The 18,744-nt window shown below is 68.2% G+C and carries 21 protein-coding genes; 4 read left to right on the plus strand and 17 right to left on the minus strand.

What is annotated here, in order from left to right; translation table 11 throughout:
* Positions 1-385 precede the first annotated feature (385 nt).
* The 14 genes from PGB26_RS01840 to PGB26_RS01905 form a co-directional block, all read right to left on the minus strand.
* Positions 386-1,288 carry a cytochrome c oxidase assembly protein gene (locus PGB26_RS01840; protein WP_271638603.1) on the minus strand — a complete coding sequence of 301 codons (903 nt, stop codon included), beginning with the start codon at positions 1,286-1,288 and terminating at the stop codon, positions 386-388.
* A gap of 75 nt (positions 1,289-1,363) precedes the next feature.
* Positions 1,364-2,389: a c-type cytochrome biogenesis protein CcsB gene (gene ccsB, locus PGB26_RS01845; protein ID WP_271638604.1), complete on the minus strand. Its 1,026-nt coding sequence runs from the start codon at positions 2,387-2,389 to the stop codon at positions 1,364-1,366.
* 11 nt (positions 2,390-2,400) lie between these two features.
* Complete coding sequence (gene lnt / locus PGB26_RS01850; protein WP_271638605.1) at positions 2,401-3,981, minus strand: apolipoprotein N-acyltransferase; 1,581 nt, start codon at positions 3,979-3,981, stop codon at positions 2,401-2,403.
* Between the two features lie 3 nt (positions 3,982-3,984).
* Complete coding sequence (locus PGB26_RS01855) at positions 3,985-4,923, minus strand: cytochrome c oxidase assembly protein (protein ID WP_271638606.1); 939 nt, start codon at positions 4,921-4,923, stop codon at positions 3,985-3,987.
* 22 nt (positions 4,924-4,945) lie between these two features.
* Complete coding sequence (locus tag PGB26_RS01860) at positions 4,946-5,185, minus strand: TFIIB-type zinc ribbon-containing protein (protein WP_071644158.1); 240 nt, start codon at positions 5,183-5,185, stop codon at positions 4,946-4,948.
* Positions 5,169-6,875, minus strand: a complete 1,707-nt coding sequence (gene resB / locus PGB26_RS01865) for a cytochrome c biogenesis protein ResB (RefSeq protein ID WP_271638607.1) — start codon at positions 6,873-6,875, stop codon at positions 5,169-5,171. Before resB ends, PGB26_RS01860 begins: the two co-directional genes overlap by 17 nt.
* A complete protein-coding gene (locus PGB26_RS01870) occupies positions 6,856-7,620 on the minus strand; it encodes a cytochrome c biogenesis CcdA family protein (RefSeq protein ID WP_271638608.1) in 765 nt (254 codons plus the stop codon). Before PGB26_RS01870 ends, resB begins: the two co-directional genes overlap by 20 nt.
* Complete coding sequence (locus PGB26_RS01875; RefSeq protein WP_271638609.1) at positions 7,617-8,204, minus strand: TlpA family protein disulfide reductase; 588 nt, start codon at positions 8,202-8,204, stop codon at positions 7,617-7,619. Before PGB26_RS01875 ends, PGB26_RS01870 begins: the two co-directional genes overlap by 4 nt.
* An 8-nt stretch (positions 8,205-8,212) precedes the next feature.
* A complete protein-coding gene (locus PGB26_RS01880) occupies positions 8,213-8,548 on the minus strand; it encodes a DUF6804 family protein (RefSeq protein WP_271638610.1) in 336 nt (111 codons plus the stop codon).
* The gene (locus PGB26_RS01885; protein WP_333909430.1) at positions 8,545-9,006 is read right to left on the minus strand and encodes a signal peptidase II; all 462 of its coding nucleotides are present in this window, start codon (positions 9,004-9,006) and stop codon (positions 8,545-8,547) included. The genes PGB26_RS01880 and PGB26_RS01885 overlap by 4 nt, the downstream gene beginning before the upstream one ends.
* 46 nt (positions 9,007-9,052) lie before the next feature.
* Positions 9,053-9,775, minus strand: a complete 723-nt coding sequence (locus tag PGB26_RS01890) for a copper resistance CopC family protein (protein WP_271638612.1) — start codon at positions 9,773-9,775, stop codon at positions 9,053-9,055.
* Positions 9,776-9,789: 14 nt separating this feature from the next.
* Complete coding sequence (locus tag PGB26_RS01895) at positions 9,790-10,767, minus strand: NAD(P)-binding domain-containing protein (RefSeq protein WP_271638613.1); 978 nt, start codon at positions 10,765-10,767, stop codon at positions 9,790-9,792.
* A 26-nt stretch (positions 10,768-10,793) separates the two neighbouring features.
* On the minus strand, positions 10,794-11,501 hold the full coding sequence (locus tag PGB26_RS01900) for a DsbA family protein (RefSeq protein WP_271638614.1): 708 nt from the start codon (positions 11,499-11,501) through the stop codon (positions 10,794-10,796).
* 94 nt (positions 11,502-11,595) lie between these two features.
* Positions 11,596-12,051, minus strand: coding sequence for a hypothetical protein (locus tag PGB26_RS01905; protein ID WP_271638615.1), 456 nt, complete (start codon positions 12,049-12,051; stop codon positions 11,596-11,598).
* 373 nt (positions 12,052-12,424) lie between these two features.
* Here PGB26_RS01905 and PGB26_RS01910 point away from each other — a divergent pair, with 373 nt between their 5' ends.
* From PGB26_RS01910 to PGB26_RS01925, 4 genes are all read left to right on the plus strand, one after another.
* Positions 12,425-13,159, plus strand: coding sequence for a M23 family metallopeptidase (locus tag PGB26_RS01910; RefSeq protein WP_271638616.1), 735 nt, complete (start codon positions 12,425-12,427; stop codon positions 13,157-13,159).
* A gap of 283 nt (positions 13,160-13,442) precedes the next feature.
* On the plus strand, positions 13,443-13,673 hold the full coding sequence (locus PGB26_RS01915; RefSeq protein ID WP_271638617.1) for a hypothetical protein: 231 nt from the start codon (positions 13,443-13,445) through the stop codon (positions 13,671-13,673).
* A 30-nt stretch (positions 13,674-13,703) separates the two neighbouring features.
* On the plus strand, positions 13,704-13,919 hold the full coding sequence (locus tag PGB26_RS01920) for a hypothetical protein (protein ID WP_271638618.1): 216 nt from the start codon (positions 13,704-13,706) through the stop codon (positions 13,917-13,919).
* On the plus strand, positions 13,912-14,706 hold the full coding sequence (locus tag PGB26_RS01925; RefSeq protein WP_271638619.1) for a metallophosphoesterase: 795 nt from the start codon (positions 13,912-13,914) through the stop codon (positions 14,704-14,706). Before PGB26_RS01920 ends, PGB26_RS01925 begins: the two co-directional genes overlap by 8 nt.
* A gap of 13 nt (positions 14,707-14,719) precedes the next feature.
* Here the strand turns inward: PGB26_RS01925 and PGB26_RS01930 are convergent, their stop codons facing one another.
* From PGB26_RS01930 to PGB26_RS01940, 3 genes are read right to left on the minus strand one after another with little or no spacing between them, the layout of a single operon-like run.
* The gene (locus PGB26_RS01930) at positions 14,720-15,736 is read right to left on the minus strand and encodes a hypothetical protein (RefSeq protein WP_271638620.1); all 1,017 of its coding nucleotides are present in this window, start codon (positions 15,734-15,736) and stop codon (positions 14,720-14,722) included.
* Between the two features lie 47 nt (positions 15,737-15,783).
* Entirely contained in the window at positions 15,784-16,749 is a 966-nt protein-coding gene (locus tag PGB26_RS01935) for a TniB family NTP-binding protein (protein WP_271638621.1), read from the minus strand.
* A gap of 8 nt (positions 16,750-16,757) precedes the next feature.
* Positions 16,758-18,743, minus strand: a complete 1,986-nt coding sequence (locus PGB26_RS01940) for a Mu transposase C-terminal domain-containing protein (protein ID WP_271638622.1) — start codon at positions 18,741-18,743, stop codon at positions 16,758-16,760.
* Between the last annotated feature and the right edge of the window lies 1 nt (position 18,744).

The following is an 18,744-nucleotide window of genomic DNA, read 5'->3' on the forward strand; positions in this document are numbered from 1 at the left end:
ACGACAAGCCGTTCCTTGTCGTCGGAGACTCTTAGCACCTCGTGATGATTGCTTTGCGTTGACACTGTGTCCCGTGATCCCCGTCATCCGGCAGCTGCCCGTCTTCGCCAGCACGATGTAGTTCATGCCGGCGACCGTGTTCCAGGCACAGCGCCGTATCCCACCCGGGGATCCGTCGGCTGGCACAGTGCCGTGCACCAGGTAGCCCACGCGATCATGATGCTCGGGATGATCGTCGATATGCCTTCCGGCACCGAATTCGCCACGCGCTTGCACCGCCTGGTTCTATCGCACCGGTGACGTCCTATCCGGAACCCTCATCAGCTTCGACATGGCCCGATGTGCTGGCCAAATCCTGACCCGGTACGCCTGATAGGAGATGTACCTAGCTCTCATCCCGTCCTCGGGAGAGGCTCGCGAGGTACTCGTTGTAGGAGTCGAGCTCGGCGTCCTCGACCTTCTGCCGCTGTCGCGAGGTGCGCACCTCGCGGGCACGCCAGCGGGAGAGGCAGACGATGAGCACCACGAACAGCGGCAGTTCCGCGTAGGTCCATACCAGGGCGCCGGCTATCGCCTGGTCCAGGATGGGATCATGACCGCCGGCGGGGTTGGCGTACGCGCTGAACAGGGGCGTGCTGGTGCGGAGCAGGATCAGGCCGAACACGGCGTGGATCTGGATCTCGACGGCGATGTCGACGAATCGCGCGGCGAAGGAGGGGACGCGCGGCAGCGGGTCGGACGACCACAGGGGTGTCGCCGCGACGACGCCGAGGACGAGGACGACGAAGAGCAGGGCGTCGTGGCCGAACGGAGCGCGCATGACGACGCTGATGGCGTCGGTCAGGTAGAGGACCGGGTACAGCAGCATCGCGGTGACGATGGCGACCACGGGGTGCAGCGCGGCGCTCCAGAACGGTGAGCGGAGCCCGGCGTGTGCTGCGCGGAGCACGAGACGTCCGAGGCCGGTGTGCGGTGTGCTGCGCAGGAGCAGCCGTCCCGGTGACCCGGCGATCAGGAGCGGCGGGACGACAGTGAGCAGGGTGATCTGCTGGAACACCAGGGCTGTGACGGACTCTGTTGCGAGGCGGTTTACGCCGAACGTCGTGACGGCGAAGATCAGGGCACACCCGATCAGGAACGATGCCGTGCGGGCGATTGCCCAGCGCCGGCCGTTCCGCCACATCCAGATCGCTCCTCGCAGGTACAGCGCCGCAAGCAGCAGGGCGGCGATGGCGACCGGCGAGCCCGCGAGGGGCTCGAACGCGACCCACTGGTCGATCGGCGGCATGGCGGATTTCCCTTCATCGAGGCGATCATGCGTTGGCGGCTCCGGCCGCGGACGTGGCGCGGCCGGAGCGCGGGGTCAGGTGAGGCCGGAGTAGGAGTGCAGGCCGGGAAAGTACACGTTGACGACCGTGAAGTTGAACAGCACGGCGGCGAATCCGATGATGCACAGCCAGGCGGAGCGGTTGCCGCGCCAGCCGCGGGTGGCGCGGGCGTGGATGTAGCCCGCGTACAGCACCCAGATCACGAAGGTCCAGACCTCTTTGGTGTCGAAGCCCCAGTAGCGTCCCCAGGAGTCGTTGGCCCAGATCGCTCCGGCGATCAGGGTGAACGTCCAGAACATGAAGCCGACGATCACGAACCGGTAGGCGAGAGTTTCGAGGACTTCTCCGGCGGGCAGCGTGCGCAGGAACCCGCCGCGGCGCCCTGCGGAATCGGGTGAGACGCTGGTGCGACGTTCACGACGGGATTGCAGCAGCTGGGTGACGGAGAGACCACAGGCGAGGGCGAACAGGGCGGTGGCGAGGGAGGCGACGAAGACATGGATGACGAGCCAGACGCTCTTGAGCGGGTCCATCAGCGGGACGACTTCGACGTAGAAGCTGAGCGTGGCGCCGCCCAGCAGCAGGACGATCATGCCCACCAGGAACGCGCCGAGGAAGCGCAGGTCGTACCAGCGGAGGGCGAGGAGGTAGACGGCGACGATCAGGACCGTCCCGGTGAGAGCGAACTCGTACATGTTGGCCCATGGCACCCGTTCTGCGGCGATGCCGCGGGCGACGGTTCCGCCGAGCTGGAAGAGGAAGGCGAGCACCGTGAGCGCGGTGCCGATCCTCGCCCACAGCAGCCGGGGACGCTGCGAGGGCGGAGCATGGATGTCGTCCGGCTGCGCATGGTCGGGCGGGGCCGGAGCGCTTGGAGCCGCCTGGTTGACGGCGCCGACGAGGACCAGTGCGCGCTGCTGCTCCCGAGCCGGGGCGGGGCGGGCGGAACGCTGTGCGAGATCGATGGTGTAGGCGACGAACGCCAGCGCGTAGGTCGCGATGGCCGTCCACACCAGCAGCAGTGAGAGGCCATCGAGGGAGAGCGTTTCTGTTCCGGGCATGGTGAGCTCCTTCATACGGACGAGCGGTTGCGGATGCGGTGGAGGATCCCGAGTGCGGTCAGGGCTCCGAGTGCCCCGAGCGGGATCAGCGCGCTGATCCAGGGGCCGAGGATCGTGGCGGGTGTGAGGCCGGTGCGCAGCGGGACGGTGGTGATCGCCGCGGCGGCGGTGTCGACGGGGATGCTGGCGATGGTCGCGCCGTCGGGGGCGATCACCTGGCTGGTGCCGGTCGTGGAGACGTTGACGACGGCGCGGCCGGTCTCGATCGCGCGCATGCGGGCGAAGGCGAGCTGCTGCAGGTTCTCAGCGGTGCCGCGGAAGTCGGCGTTGTTGGTCTGGAAGACGTACAGCTGTGCGCCCGCGCGGGCGCCGTCCCAGATGACCTGGTCGTAGATCACGTCGAAGCAGATAGCCAGGCCGACCCCGACGTCGTCGACGGTGACCAGGGGCGGGACGGTGCCGGGCGTGTACTCGCGCTGGATCAGCCCGACCAGGTCGGGGACGATCATCTCGTACAGCCAGCGATCCGGCACGTACTCCCCGAACGGGACGGGATTGATCTTGTCGTGCCGCTGGCGTTCGTCGGGTTCCGGGGTCCAGAGCAGGGACGAGTTGAAGACGTCCGCTCCCCTCGCTGTCGCGGCGTTCATCAGCAGCGGAGCGTCGGCTTGGCGGACGATGCGGTCGAGCGTGGCGGCGGTGGCGGGGTCGGCGAGCGGATCGGAGTCCACTCCCCCTTCCGGCCAGGCCAGCAGATCCATCGGCTGTCCGAGCAGCGGAGCGGTCGCCTCCGCCTGTGCGGCGAGCACGTCGCCGCGTTCTCGGGTGTCGAAGTAGGCCGCCGGTCCGTTGCCCTGCACCCACCCGACCTCGAGCGTGCCGGCGGGCGATGTGGGGAACTGCGGGACGAGGAGCAGGAGGACCAGCACGGCCAGGGCGGGGAAGCAGCCACGCAGGAACCGCGGCCCGCCGGCGCGTGCCCATTGCACGACGCCGGCGCACATCGTCACGAAGAGGAAGGAGAGTCCCGTCACGCCCGTCCAGGATGCGACCTCGGACAGCGGGCCGTCGACGAGCGTCATCCCGATGCGCGCCCAGGGGAACCCGGAGTACGGCCACGAGCCGAGAACGACCTCCCTGCCCGCCCAGAGGCCGGCCACCAGGAGGGGAACCGCGACCAGCTGCGCCGCGCCCCGGTGCGGGAACCGCGCCGTCCACCGGTAGGCGAGCGTGATCAGGACGGCGCCGGTGCCGAACAGGATCGTCTCGAGGCCGGCGAGGGCGATCCACGGGAGGGGGCCGAGGAACTCCCCCACCCAAATCAGGTGGGTGAAGAAGAACACTCCCCCGAAGGCGACGCCGACCAGCAGTGCCCCGCCGATGCTCCGGCCGACGAGGGTGATCAGCGCCAGAGTCACGCTGAGCAGCGCCAGCGGCCACCATCCGACCGGCGGCGAGGCGAGGCTCAGGGCGAGTCCTCCGATGATCGCGGCGGGGACCGCTGCCCAGAGCGGAAGCCCGCTCGGCGGGGAGGACGACGCCCCGCCGGCGGGCGTGGCGACGGCCGCGGCTGGTGTCAAGGTCGGGTGCATCGGTCAGGTGTCCTTCTTGCGGAGGGCATCGAGATAGGCGTTGTAGGCGTCGAGCTCGGGATCGCCGTGGGCGTCGGCGTACTTGTCGGCTTTGGCGGCACGGACGGTGTCATCACGGAACCACCGGTGCATGACGTAGAGGAGCATGACCACGGTGGGGCCTTCTCCATAGGACCAGGCCAGGGCGCCGGCGAGCCACTGATCTTCCAGCGGATCGATGCCCAGCGCCGTCGTGGGGCCGGCGAAGGTCTCGACGAACAGCGTCGGGCTCATCATCAGGAACACGCCGAAGAACGCGTGCAGAGCTGCTTCGGCGAACAGGTCCATCGCCCGGCCGGGGTACGTCATCCGCACCGGGAGCGGGTCGTTGGACAGGATCGGGATTGTGAATAGCACGCCGGCTGCCAGGAAGGCGATCTCGAGCAGCGGATGCCCGCCAGGGGTCTGCAGGATCGGGTCGGCGAGACCTCCGAGGTAGAGGCCGTAGAAGGACATCAGGAACAGCGGCATCGCGATCCAGGGGCTCAGCGCCCATCGTGCGATGCGGCTGCGCAGCCCGGCCAGGGCGAGGCGGAGGATCACTCGCCCGAGGCCGCGATGCGGGGTGGCGCGCAGCAGCAGTGTGCCTGGGGAGCCGAGCACGAGCAGCGGCGGGATGGCCATCATCAGGGTGAGCTGCTGGAACATGAAGACCGAGAACAGCAGGTGCCCGTATCCCTCGACCGCCAGGCCGGTCACGGCAACCAGGACGATGCATCCGAGGAGGAAGCACACCGTGCGGGCGACCGACCATCGCCGTCCCTGACGCCAGAGCCGGATGGCGCCGGCCAGGTACAGCACGGCCATGAGCAGACCGAGCACCGGCAGCACCGGAACCGGCGGCAGGATCGGCGTGAGGAACGCCTCCAGCGTCGGCGGTGTGTCGGGAATCCAGTCGTTCATGGCGTGTCATCGGTCGGCGGGCTCAGAAGTCGAAGAGATCGCCGAGGAAGCCCTCGCGTCGTCTCTTGCCGCCGCGGTCATGCCGGGAGCGGCGGTGCTCGTCTTCGGGGTAGTCCGGGGCCTGGTAGCCGGATGAGCGGTCGATGATCTTGTCGAGCTCACCGCGGTCCAGCCACACGCCGCGGCATTGCGGGCAGTAGTCGATCTCGACGCCGGAACGGTCGGTGACCAGGAGCGTCGTGCCGTCAACGGGGCAGTTCATCGGTTCTCTCCTTCTGTGGGGATGGGTCGGAGACGCCGGTGAGCGCCTCCGTGTGGGCGTCGGCGATGTCGACGACGGCTTTGCGGAGGGTGGGGTCTTCGCCGCGGGCAAGTCCCGCGTACTCGAGGCGGACGCCGTCGTCGGTCGGGTGGGCTTTGACCCAGACGCGGCGACGGGGCACGAAGAGCCCGGCGAAGAGGCCGAGCATCGCGAGGATCGAGAAGGCCAGCACCCATCCGGCGGTCGGGTCGCGCTGGATCTGCAGCGACGCGAATCGCTTGACCGGATCCTCGGGCGACGCGATCTCCCAGGTGACGGTGCCCCACCCGTTCGGCAGCTCCGCGGTCTCCCCCGGCGTCAGCTCGATGGAGTCGACTCCGGTCTGACCGCCGGTGTGCTGGGTGAGGCCGTCGGTCTCGAGGGTGTACACCGATCGCGGGGTGCCGTCGTCGATGCCGAGGTCGCCGCTGTACACGTTGAAGGTGAGCAGCGGGTTGACGACGTCGCCGTAGATGGAGGTGTAGGCGCCGGAGTCCAGCACGCCCGCGGTGGGGTAGAAGAACCCGACCAGGCCGACCTGCTCGGGCAGCCCGTCGGGGATCTTGATGATGCCGAGGGAGGTCATGTTCGAGTCCTGCGGGAGGAACGGCTGCGACTCGGTGTACACAAGCTCACCGGCCGCGTCGCGCACGGTGATCGTGGGAGCGTAGCCGTTGCCGAGCAGATGGATGCGGTCGCCGGCGACGGAGATGGGGTAGTTCACGATCACGCTCTCGGTCCGATCCTCCTCACCGGGGATGCGGACGGTGACATCGGCGGAGAAGTCCCCTGCCTGCCCGGCCCCCGGCGTGCCGGGCCGCTGATACGTGACCTGAAACTCGTCGAGGGTGAGCGAGTACGGGGCGAGACCGGTCCCGTCGATGAACCGGCCGGCGTCGAACGAGGAGTAGTCGCTGAGGGCGTTGACGAAGGTGGTGCCCTCGACGACGACGCGCTGGCCCGTGTAGGAAAAGCCGCCTCCCAGGCCGACCGAGACGAGCACGCCGATCAGCGCCGTGTGGAAGACGAGATTGCCGGTCTCGCGCAGGTATCCGCGTTCGGCGGACACGGAGAGCCATCCGCGGCCGTCGTAGCGGCGCACCCGGTAGCCGGCGCGACGCAGCTGCCGATCGGCGACGTCGACGGCCTCTCGCGCCTGGCTCGCGGGATCGGCGGCCGGGACGGTGCGCTCCTCGTAGTCATCGAGCCGGGACAGCCGCACCGGCGTGCGGGGCGGCTGGGATCGCAGGGCCTTGTAGTGGTGCTTCGTGCGCGGGGTGACGCATCCGATCAGCGAGGCGAACAGCAGCAGGTAGATCGCCGAGAACCACGGCGACTGATACACGTCGAACAGCCCGATGGCATCCACGATCGGATAGGCCTCGGGGTTGTCACGCTGCCACTGGATCACCCCGTTGGGGTCGGCGCTGCGCTGCGGGAACAGCGATCCGGGCACCGCGGCGACTGCCAGCAGGAGCAGCAGCAGCAGAGCGGTGCGCATGCTGGTCAGCTGACGCCACGCCCATCTCGCCCACCCCATGACCCCCAGCGCCGGCTGGGCGATGGCGGAACCGTCGCCGTCGGCGTGGTCGTCGGGCCGCAGGGGGTCGACGGGCGCGTCGGTGTCGGTCTCAGAGCGGGAGGGGGACATTGATCACCACCTGCTGGAGGGCGGACATCAGCGCGGTCCACAGCCCGGTCACCATCAGGATGCCGAGGAGGACGAGCACTCCCCCGCCGACGATGTTCAGGGTGCGGATGTGTCGGCGCAGGAACGCGACCGACCGAGACGCCCACCCCCAGCCGAGGGCAAGCACGAGGAAGGGCAGGCCGAGGCCGAGCGAATAGGCCAGGCCCAGCAGGCCCGCACGGGCCGGGTCGCCGAGGTTCCAGGAGACCGACAGGATCGCCGCGAGCGTCGGGCCGATGCACGGTGTCCACCCGACGCCGAGCGCGAACCCGAGCAGCGGCGCGCCGAGCAGCCCGGCACGGGACTGCATGCGCGGGCGGAGGGTGCGCTGCGCGACGCCGAAGAACCCGATGAAGACCAGGCCGAGGATGATCACCACGACGCCGAACACACGGGTCAGGGCGTTCGCGTACTGCAGCAGCAGCAACCCGAACGTGCCGCCCAGGATCGTCACGGTGACGAACACGACGGTGAACCCGGCTATGAACAGCGTCACCCCCAGCAGCAGCCGCGTGCGCTCCGCCGTCGCCGTGCGGGTCGATGCGCCCCCGACAGCGGTGGCGGTCGAGGCGCCGCCCAGATATCCGAGGTAGCCGGGCACCAGCGGCAGCACGCACGGGGAGAAGAAGGAGATCAGACCCGCAAGGGCCGCGATCGGGATCGCGACCCACAGCGCCCCGTCAGCGACGAGATCGCCGGGTTTCACGGCGATTCCCCGAGGGCGTCGCGGACGAGGGTCGACAGGATGGATGCGCTCTGCAGCTGCCCGATGATGCGCGCGGCGACCCGCCCCTCACGGTCGACCACGAGCGTCGTCGGAGTCGCCTGGATCGGGGTGACCTGCGCGAATGCCAGCTTGACCTTGCCGTCGTTGACGTCGATCACGCTGGGGTAGGTGACGTTGTTGTCCCGAGCGAAGGAGAGCGCCGTGGCGGGCTGATCGTAGGTGTTCACTCCGAGGAACGACACGCCCTGGTCCTGGTACTCCTGCCACATCTCCTCGAGCAGCGGCGCTTCGACGATGCACGGCCCGCAGGCGGCGTACCAGAAGTTCACCACCAGCACCTCGCCGCGGTAGTCGTCGCTGGAGACCGTCTCCCCAGTCTCGGTGACGCCCTCGAAGACGACCGGGTCGCCCCGCTCCCCCGCCGAGATCTCCACGACGCGGAAGTCTCCGGCGATGTACCCCTTCTCGTTCCCCTCCTGGTACTGCTGCGCCAGGGAGTCGTTCGCGGAGCACCCCGTCAGGGCGATGCCGCCCAGGAGCAGCGCTGTGACTGCGGCGATCATCCGGCGGATCATGTGCGACGCACCTTGATCAGTGCTCCCGCGATCAGGAAGACGATGGCTGCGGCCGGCTGCGCCGCCGCCCAGATCGGCCCCGTGAACGGGAAGGGCACGACCGGGTTCCACAGGACGAGGACCGCGACGAATACCGGGATCCACCACCATTGGCGCGCCTGTCCCGCGAACCAGGCCACGATCGCCGCGAGGATCGCTGTGACGAACAGCACCACCTGGAACAGGCCGCCGTTAGTCCACAGCGGAGTGGTGAAGAGCACCGCTCCCGCGAGCAGCCCCGGTGCGAGCGCGTTGCGCTGGAACGTGGACGGCGTGCGTTGTTTCGCGCTCATGCGGCACCTGCTTCCGCTCGTGCCGAAGGAGCCAGCTCGACGTTGCGCCGCCGGGTCCAAGTGATGCCGAGAAGAAGGACGACGCCGATGCCGAGCGCGACGTCGGCGAGGTTCCCGATGAACAGGGTCCCGTAGGCGAGGAAGTCGGTGACGTGCCCGACCCCGAAGCCGGGCGGTGAGAACAGCCGGTCGATCAGGTTCCCGAGCGCGCCGCCCAGGATGAACCCGAAAGCCACCGCGAGCCCTGCCGTGCGTGCGCGGAGCGCGGCGATGATCAGCCAGACCACTGCGCCCGCTCCGACCAGGGTGAGCAGACCGGTGAATCCGGACCCGAGGGAGAGGATCGCACCCGGGTTGAACGCGAGCTGGAGACCGAACAGGTCGCCCAGGAGCGGGATCCGCGCCTCCTCGCTCAGCGTCGCGAGTGCGGCCGCCTTCGTGGCCTGATCGATCACCACGATCCCCGCCGCCACAATGGCAGCGACCGCGAGGTGTCTTGGCCGATTAGGACTCATCGGCATTCTCCTTCTCCTTCTTCTGCTGTGCCGCCCGATCACGCCGGCGCCGATCACGACCGGCCATGAACATCAGGAGTGCTGCGCTGCCCAGGAGGGCCGCTCCCCCGGCGACGACCAGGACGGGAAGCGCATCGAGATCCGTGCTCGGCTGGCTGTGGATGTCGCCGTAGCCGGACTCGGCGGTCGGCGTCGCGGCCGGCGCCGCGGTCTCCGTGTTCTCCTCCGATGGGGAGGGGCTGCTCGTCGGCGTGGGGCTGCTCGTCGGCGTCCCCGTCGTCTCCACCATGAACGTGTACTCGTCGCTGATCGGGTGTCCGTCACTGGACACCACCCGCCACCTCACCGTGACCTCTCCGACGACCAGCTGGTCGGACAGGTTCTGCGTGACCGTCGCCTCGAGGACCTCGGGAGCGCCGTCGACGAGACTGCTGCCGTCTTCTGCGATGACCTCGATCGCCGTGGCACCCTCGAGCGTCTGCAGCTCGCCCGTGAAGGTGAGGGAGATCTCCGCCGGGGCGCCAGATACGGTCGCGGATGCCTCGGGGTAGGTGGAGAGCAGCTCGTCGTGAGCAGCGGCGGGACTCGCCGTGCCGAGAACGGCTCCGCCGATGACCAGCAGAGCAGACAGGCTGGCGGACGCGGCGAAACCACGGCGCCGGTTGCTCGACGTTCGAGAGGCCGAGAGCCTTCGGCGGCGGATGGATGTCATGAGTTCTGCTTTCTTCACGGGCGTTCGATGATGCGGCGGGCGATGGCCGTGGCATCCCGCCAGACCCCCGCGATGGTGTCGGAGCCTCTGCCGCCGTACTGGGGGATCCCGGCGACGAACAAGCCCGGTATCCCGGTCATGGCCCGCTGGGGAGGATCGATCCGGGCGCTGTCCGGTAGCCAGTCGTCTCCGGGAACGAATCCGGTGGCGAGGATCACAGAGCTCGGCGTGGCCACCGTTCCGTCGACGAAGGTGACGGTGCTCTTCCCGGCCTTTGCCACTGCGGGGCAGATCCTCACCCCAGCGTCACGCAGTTGCTCGTAGCTATCCCCGAACACCGGCTCCGATCGCGATCCTCGACCAAGGAGCTGCCGGCGCGGATAGCGCGTTGCCGGCTGGTGCCGACGAGCCGTGCGGACAGCCAGGGTCACCGCATGTGAGGGGGCGAGTTCGCGGGCCAGCTGTACACCGCTGTTTCCGCCGCCGACGATGAGCACATCGTTCGTGGAGATCTGCCGCGGATACAGGTACTCGCTGCTGTGCAGCACGACTCCGGGCACCTGAAGTTCCGCTGCCCATGTCGGGATGCGCGGATGCGCGGCGGCGCCGGTCGCACACACGACGTTGCGAGTCTGCACCTCGCCTTCCGTGGTCGACAGGTGCAGGACCGAGCCGGACCCGCGCCGCTCCACGCCTGTCGCGCGCACACCCCAGATGGTCTTCACGCCGAGATCGCCTTCGACGTAGCTGAGGTACTCGATCATCTCGTCGACACGCGGCCGACGTCGTTGATCGCCCAGGAAGGGCAGGCTCGGCAGAGCGCTGTGACGGACGTCGCTGAGAAGCACCATCGAATGCCACCGGGAAGCCCAGCTGCGCAGGCCTGGCGCGGCCCCGTCGATCACGACGAAGTCCTGCTGGGGATGCAGTCCTCTCGCGACCAGGGCGGCCGCCACTGCGAGGCCGGCCTGACCACTGCCGACGACGATCACTCGTCTATGCGACAGGCCTGCCCGCATCACTCGTCACCGTTCACCGCTGCTTCGATGGCGTTCTCGAGGTCGTCCAGCTGCTGCAGCTGGAGCTGCTCGCCCTCGAGGAAGAACGTCGGCGTGCTGTTGACGCCGAGCTCCTGCCCCGCGTTGAAGTCGAACTCGACTCGTTCGAGCGTGGCGGGATCCGCGATGGCGGCGTCGTAGGCAGCCATGTCCAGGCCGATCTCCTCGGCGAAACCACGGAAGAGATCAGCGCGGGACTCCCGAGCCTCGCCCCACTCCGCCTGCGTCTCGAACAGCCGGTTGTACATCTCCTCAAGCCGATCCTGCTGGGCGGCGGCCTCTGCGGCGAGAGCCGCGTTCGTCGAGTTGAAGTGGCCCGGAAGCGGGAAGTAGCGCACCACGTAGGTGATCTCCCCGGCGTACTTCTCGCGAAGATCCTCCACGATCGGGTAGAACATCCCGCAGGCCTCGCACTCGAAATCGAGGAACTCCACGACCTCGACCGCACCTTCCCCACCGTCGTCGAGGATGTGCGAGCTGGCGTCGACGACGGCCGGGGGCTCGGCCGTCTGGCCCTCCGGCGCCTCGGGTGACGGAGTCGTCGAGCCTTGGTTGTTGATCATCACGTAGATGATCGCTCCCAGCACGAGGACGACAACGAGTGCTGCAGTGATCAGGATCGGACGCGCGCTGCGACCAGTGGCGCGCGGCTTTCCAGAAGGGTTCATCAAGTACTCCAAACAGGATCAAACGGCATGGAACAGGCCCCGGGCGGGTACCCGGGTGCGAGGTGCCGTCCGCACAGGACGGCATGCCGAAATGTCAGGTTCGGGAAAGACCCAGCTGTGTCAACGACAGTGCCCCGGTCCGGGCAACGATGATGCGTACCGGGACGAGCGAGAGGGCCGCCCACCGAGGAGCGAGATACACGACTCCCCGCCGGCGCGAGAGCATGCGGGCGAAGATCACGAGGACGAGCCCGCACAGCACGCCAAGAGCGCACAGTGCCGCCCCGACAAGAACCCCCGTTGTCTCGTCGCTAGCGGAGCCCGCCAGGTGCTCGTCGACGGCGCTGCCGCTCTCCCCCACGGTGACGTGGGGATCGACGAGTGTGTTCACCAGGAGCGGTGAGGTCGAAGGGCCTTCGCTCTCAGAGTGCGATGCACCGGCCGCACCAAGTATCAGAAGCAGAGCCAGCACAACCGCAGTAATGATCCTCGTTATCAACAATTGCTCGCTAAGCACTTCTGAGCGCTGCATCCGAGCCGAGGAAATCATCTCTGCAAGGGTACCGCGCCGACCTTTTGAGCCTCCTCCACGGAGGTGGATCCTGCTCTCTGGGCAGATGCTGTGAAGACGCATCTCGATTTGACCTGAGCGAATCGGACTATCTACCGTTACAAATCGGTAACGATCGGGTCTGCGATCGAGATGAGCATTCTGCTCCACCGGAAGGACCACCATCATTTCAGGGCTACCCGAGCGCGCATCCGAGAAGGCGTCGACGTCGTCGGCAGACCCCGGCTCCCCCGATCGCCCCCTCCTTCGTCGCGATCTCCGTCACCAAGGCGGCCCGGTGTCGCAGAAAGCCACCACGACCCGCCAAGCCCCCGTCATTCCGCGGCACGGACCTGAAAACCGCGTACCGGCAGTGTCTGCGACACCTCCCCGCCGTCCACGCGCCCGGAGCCCGTGGGCACGAGCGAAGGCGCTCGGAGCCGCCCTCGCCGTCAGCGTGATGATCACCGGCGCCGCCCTTCCGGGAACATCCGACGCGGAATCGGAGCAGGTCGAGGCCGCGGTCACCGTTGACGCACAGTCATACACCGCAGGAGAGGACATCCGCGTCGAGGTCCTCCCTCGCGGAGACTTCTCCGCAACGACGGAGGAGGAGATCGCCGCGTCTCGCGCCCAGGCGATCACGGCCGCCGTCGCATCCGGCCGGCCCCTCTCGACAGCTGTGAACCTGCCAACAGCTCAACAGGTTCTCATGCCGTTGGCATCCGGCACCTACTCCCTCAGCGACGGGTTCGGCGCCTCGCGTCCGGGTCGCTCGCACATGGGTCAAGACCTCGCGGCGTCGGTCGGGACGCCCATCTATGCGGCTGTCGAAGGCTGTGTTTCGCTCTCAACCGAGAGCAACAGCGGCTACGGCGTGAGCATTCAGGTCGAGAGCCTGCTCGACGGAGAGACGGTCAGCACCCTCTACTCGCATCTGAACAGTGGGACCCGCGCGGTGGAAGTCGGGGACTGCGTCACTCCCGGCCAGTATCTCGGCGACGTCGGCTCCACCGGCTATGTCTTCGGATCCTGCCTGCACTTCGAGGTCCACATCAACGGCCGACCCATCGATCCCATGCCATGGCTCAGGGAGAACGTGGAGTGAGATCAGTTCGGCTCCGGAGGCGGGCTGAACAACCGACCTACTGAGGCCGCACAGCGCACCGGGATGCGCCTTCGATGGGTGATCACATGGCGGTCGAGGGAGAGTCTGACGGCTCGCTCTCTCTGACCACGCGATCGGCCTTCTAAGGCATGACGCCCTCCTTCCAACCGGAAAAACGCGGCATCAAACTCAGCGCGGTTCAGTCCTCCTGCCGAACGACGCATGTCCTAGACAGCGCCCAAGACGAAGTGTCAGACTGCTCTGTCCTGCATGAGGAGGTTCGATGGGCGCTGAGAACGATTCTGGGGGCTGGAATCAGGTGATCGACGGGATGATCGACCGCAGGGTTGCCGGCGTACCGACCGAGCCGGGCATCTACCGGCTGCCGTGCGGGGAGTGCTACGTCGACTTCTACATCGGCCCGGACGGCTCCGAGCACTGGCTGGTGCCTGGCGACCCCGCCGAGTACACCCGCGAGTCGGTCGCGGCCACGCGGCATGGCGAACATCCGTGAGAGCGCATGCACACTCTCAATGCTGCAGCTATGGAGATCCGCCGCCGCGCGGAGGAGCACGGTGTCGACCCGGCGGTGTTGCTGGCCGAGCTCGCCGCGAACGTCGATGAGGCGAATGCGGCCGAGGAGGCGGAGATCGCGCAGATCGTGCGGGAGCGCACGGCGTCCGGGGAGAGCGTTCCGCTGGCGGATGTCGCTCGCCGGTTCGGGATCGACCTTGAGGAGCGGATGGGCCGTGATGAGTGAGTATCCCTGGTTCGACTTCGATCAGGTCGACTACGTCACCTCCGACACGCACTTCAGTCATGCCCGGATCAGCGAGCTCGCCGGCCGCCCGTTCGGCACGGTCGAGGAGATGGATGCGGAGCTGATCGCCCGGTGGAACGCCACGATCGGCCCCGATGATGTGGTGCTGCATCTCGGGGATCTCGCGCTCGGCCCGATCGAGCAGTCCCTCGCTCTGACGGCACGGCTGAACGGGCGCCGGTTCCTGGTGCCGGGCAACCACGACCGGGTCTCGCCTGCGACGCAGTCGAAGCGGGCGATCGAACGGTTCCGGCCGCTGTACGAGGCGACGGGGTGGACGATCCTTCCCGAGGTGATCGAGGGCACCCGCCGCGGGTACAGGCTGCTGGCGTCCCACTACCCCTACGCCGGGGACTCGCAAGACGCAGACCGGCACACGGCACACCGGCCCCGTTGGGACGACGGGATGCCGCTGCTGCACGGGCACACCCACGCCCGCGACCACGGCCCGAACGGGCACCAGTTCCACGTCGGCGTCGACGCGCACGACTACGCCCCGATCCCGTTCACCGTCATCGACGAGTGGATCCGCACCATCCCCGGCATCCAGACCCGCCTCGAGACCGCGATCAGTGAAGCCCGCCAGGTGATCGCCGGCTACGACAACGAGGAGCGTCCGGGCATGGGCGCGATCTTCTACGAGCAGGGATACAACGAGTTCCGCATCGTTCTCGGCGAACTCCTCGACGCCCTCGACACCTCAACGGGCGGCGCAGAACCGGCCTGATCCGGACGGGTCGTCAGTGGAGGAGGGCGTCGGGCATGGGCCGGCGGCGGTCGAGCACCCGGTTGGCGGGTGCGGCGACGCCGGGCTCGTAGGGTTGCACCTGGATGCGGACGGTGCTGAGGTGGCGCAGCAGGCAGCTGCGGTGGCGTTGTGATGAGGCGACGAGAGCCTTCTCCAGCGTCGCCGGCCGCATGCTCGTGTGGCTCCGCCGCATCCCGTTCGCCGTCTCTACAGCTGTTTTCCCCTGGGTGACGATGCGTTCGGCGACCTGGTGGAGTTGGTCGGTCGTGGAGCTGTGCATGATCGTGATGACGGCGGCCTCGAGCGCCCAGACCTGCTGTGCCAGCCGGAACCGCGGGGTGAGGAGGTAGCTGGCGAAGGACAGGTCGGTGAGCACCGTCGCTAGACGGACGATCTCCGGGTACGCGATCAGGAACACGCTGTCCTGGTCCACCGCATCAAGGCCGAACGCCGCCATGCGCTCGCGGAACCGGGGTGGGAGGTCCGCGTCGGCGGCCCAGTGCCGGATCAGGGTCGCGGCCAGCTGCAGTTCCCCGGTGGTCAGGCCGACGCCGCGTTTCCACAGCGATCCGGACAGGCACCGCTCGGCACGCATGTACTCGGGGAACCCGGTCAGGTCGACGTCGGCGCCGTCGAGATGCCAGCGGCGGTGCCGGTTGCAGACGGCCCCGCCGCGGCTGCGCACGGTCGTCTCCTCCCCGTGCACGCAGCGCCGACACGCGGCCCGCGGCTGCTGCGTGTATCCGCAGCGCCGGCATGGGTGCGGCGCCCACTCGTGGTGGTGGCAGCGGACATACATCGCGTTGCGTCGAGCGTCCCTGTCGAAGTGCCCGGCCGGCAGCCCGCCGAGGCGCTCCGCCCACGCCGCCGCGCGCTCCAGGTCGGGCCGGTACGGAGGGATCCCGGAGATCCGGGTGACGTGGATCCGCACCAGCGTCGGCGTGAGGGCGTTCGCGACCGCCAGGCGCGCGAGGTATCCGGTGACCGTCTCCCCCGCCAGCGGCCGCACCGAGACCGGGAGCGGCCGGACCTGATCCGGCGGGATCGGCGTCCTGCTCATGCCGATGCCGCAGCTGCAGGGGCCTGCTTGGTGCCGAACACCGCGTCCAGGTCGAGGCGCTCGGCGCCGGAGTCGATCGCGTCGATGGCGAGCATGTGCAGCGTGCTCGTCAGATCCCCGATGATCCCGCCGGTCGCGTCGTGCAGCTCACGCTCGTGCCGGAGGATCGCGCCGGGCTGCTGCTCGAGCAGTCCGAGGGATCCCTCGACGGCGACCAGCAGGTTCGCCCAGGCCTGTTTCGCCTTCCCGGTGCGAGGGAACTTCTGCAGGTTCATGATCTGGAAGCGGCTGCTGATCTGCCGGCCGCGGGTTCCATCCAGCAGGCCGCTGGCCTCCACGTCGACGCCGGCGTAGACGAAGGTCCCGGGGCACTTCTCGGACAGCTGCTTGAGCGTGTCGGATGCTTCCGCCATCTGCCGGTACCTCTGATTCAGGTTGTGGATCTCGTCCACGACGATCAGCTCCGTACCGCACGTCCCGATCAGCGTGGCGATCGTGTTCATCAGTTCGCCCGTGTTGTACCGGGCACGCTCGGGCAGTCCCAGGAAGTGGGCGAACTCCCCGAGCATCAGCTTCGGCGTGCACGACGGCGGCACGGACACGTAGATCACCGGGATGGCGTTGCTTCCGACCGCGCCGATGTCCCGGCGGCGGCGTTCGAACCGGCGGGCGATCTGCGTGATCGTGGTCGTCTTGCCGATGTTCGGCTCTCCCGACACGATCACGCCGAGCTTGCCGTGCGACTTGTACCGATTCAACATCAGCCGACGCAGGATCTCCGTCTCGATCGCCTTGAACTGCGCCGTGTGCACCACGCTCCCGCGAATCATGAACTGCTTACGCGCCTCCCGGTTCAGCGCCCTATCTCCCGGTGACAGCGCCTCCAGCTCCTCCCGGCGCATCGGCACCGGCTGGTCGAGGATCTCGTCGACGAATCCGGTCCATCCCTGCTTGGTGTTCATCGCCAGAGTCATGTCAGCCGGTCCCAGACGCCGTCGTCGTCAGAGAGGAGCGAGAAGCCGCCGCCGCGCTCCCAGATCACCTCATCATCGTCCGGTTCCTCCACCGGCTCCTCGCGAGCCACCGACTTCGTGACGCTCGTCAGATGCAGCGGGTCGAGGTCGACCTCGGCGGCGCGCACGGCGCGGTTGCGCTTCGCGCCGGGGCGTACCCACTGGGCACGTTTCATCCGATCGGACAGGTACTCGGCGTCCTCGCGTGCTTCCCGATCTCCATCCGCGTCGCCTGCCCATGCCTCGCGCCACACGTCGCCGCCCATCGGGTCGTCGAGCCTGTCTGGGGCGGCGCGGAACGGGACGAACTCCCCGTCGTGCTCGACCCAGACGAACAGCGGATTGTGCGGGTCGTGACGGATCACACACGGGCGGGTCGCGCCTTCTCCCCCGGCGCCGGCGGCGCGTAGCTCGGTGAGGCGGTTCGACTTGTAGACCCGGCGGTCGTGGTTGATGCCGTAATCCTGCAGCGTGCACGTCTTCGCCGGCAGCAGGCCGATGAAGTCGTCCAGCTCGAAGGGGACGTGGATCTCCGGGGCGACGCGGCGGTATGCGCGGAACATCTCGTTCGGCGTCAATGTCCGGCCGGGGAGCAGCGGGTCGATGAGTCCGGCATGCGGACGGTTCTGCCACTCGATAGCGACCCAGTCCTCCAGCAGCTCCTGCAGCTGGGCCAGTGCCAGCGTGTCGTCGGTGGGCTCCTCCCGCCCGCGCCGCTCGACGCTCCCGCCCGTGAACCCCTCGAGGTACTGCACGAAGCGGGTCACGATCGTCTCGAACGTGCGCTCGACGTGCGGTTTATCCGTCGGCGTCTGTCGCGCCGCGAATGTGAGGGAGATCCCCAGACGGGCGCACCCGCGGCTGAATGCCCGAGATCGGAAGATCTTGCCGTTGTCCGTGGTGATGTTCTCCGGGAAGATGTGCGGCTGCGCCAGCCGATGCCGGTCCAGACGCTCCTGATCGATCATGAACTGCCCCGCCCAGGTCGCCGACATCCTGCGCCGCTGCTCTCGCGCACCAGGCGGACGGTGCTCGTACGGGACCAGCACCCGCGCCAGAACACCGGCGAGATCCGCGCTGTTCGTCGCGACCGCACGCACGACAGCGGCGAGGATCGAGCGGGTTGCGACATCGTGGATGATCGTCAGCTCCGCCCGGTTCAGCCGGCCGTCCAGCAGCCGCGACGGCACATCGATCGCCGTGGAATCGATCTGAACATGCTCCCCAGGCCGCATCGACCCATGAAGACCGAACGCCCGATCAGGCTTGTTCGCCGCGACCTCCCTCGCCCGCGCCGAACCGCTCAGCCTGCCCGCGGTCGGATGCTCCGCGATCCGCCGGTATAGTGTCCGATCGCTCGGCAGATCCAACCGCTCGCCGTAGTCCTCCTCCAGCATCCACTTCACCTGATCGACCGTGCGGCGACGGGTGCCCGACGATCGCAGCTTGCCCGCCGCGCCGAGCTCGCTCAACGCAGCCGCGATCCGCGGGTCAGGCACCGGCTTACGACCGTTGTATCGACGCTTGTCGATCAGACCGAGCAGACCCTCCCGCCGGTACTGCTGGAACTTGCGACGCACGGTCGCAATCGAGACCTCCCCGACGAACCGAGACATCTCGACACGAACATCTTCCAGCAGCGACCCAGCATCCTCTCCCGTCTCGACACGCGCCTTCACGATCTCGAACTGCTCGGCCCAGGCCTCGATGATCTGCCGCTCTTCCTCTGGGAGGCCCTCCAGGAGCTGAACGTCGGCCGGCGCCGTCGCCGGCGGGCGCAGCTCATGCCAGACCACATCCGGCATCCGCAGCAACTCCTCGATCACCACCTCGCGGAGGCAGTCCTCAGCCAGTGAACGCAGCACGGCGACTCGATAGTCGACCGCGATCACCACGAAGTCCTGGTCTCCCCAGGTCAACCGCGTCCCGATCCCGGCACGCATG

Origin of the sequence: Microbacterium sp. nov. GSS16 (assembly GCF_028198145.1) — a bacterium.
Classification (GTDB): domain Bacteria; phylum Actinomycetota; class Actinomycetes; order Actinomycetales; family Microbacteriaceae; genus Microbacterium.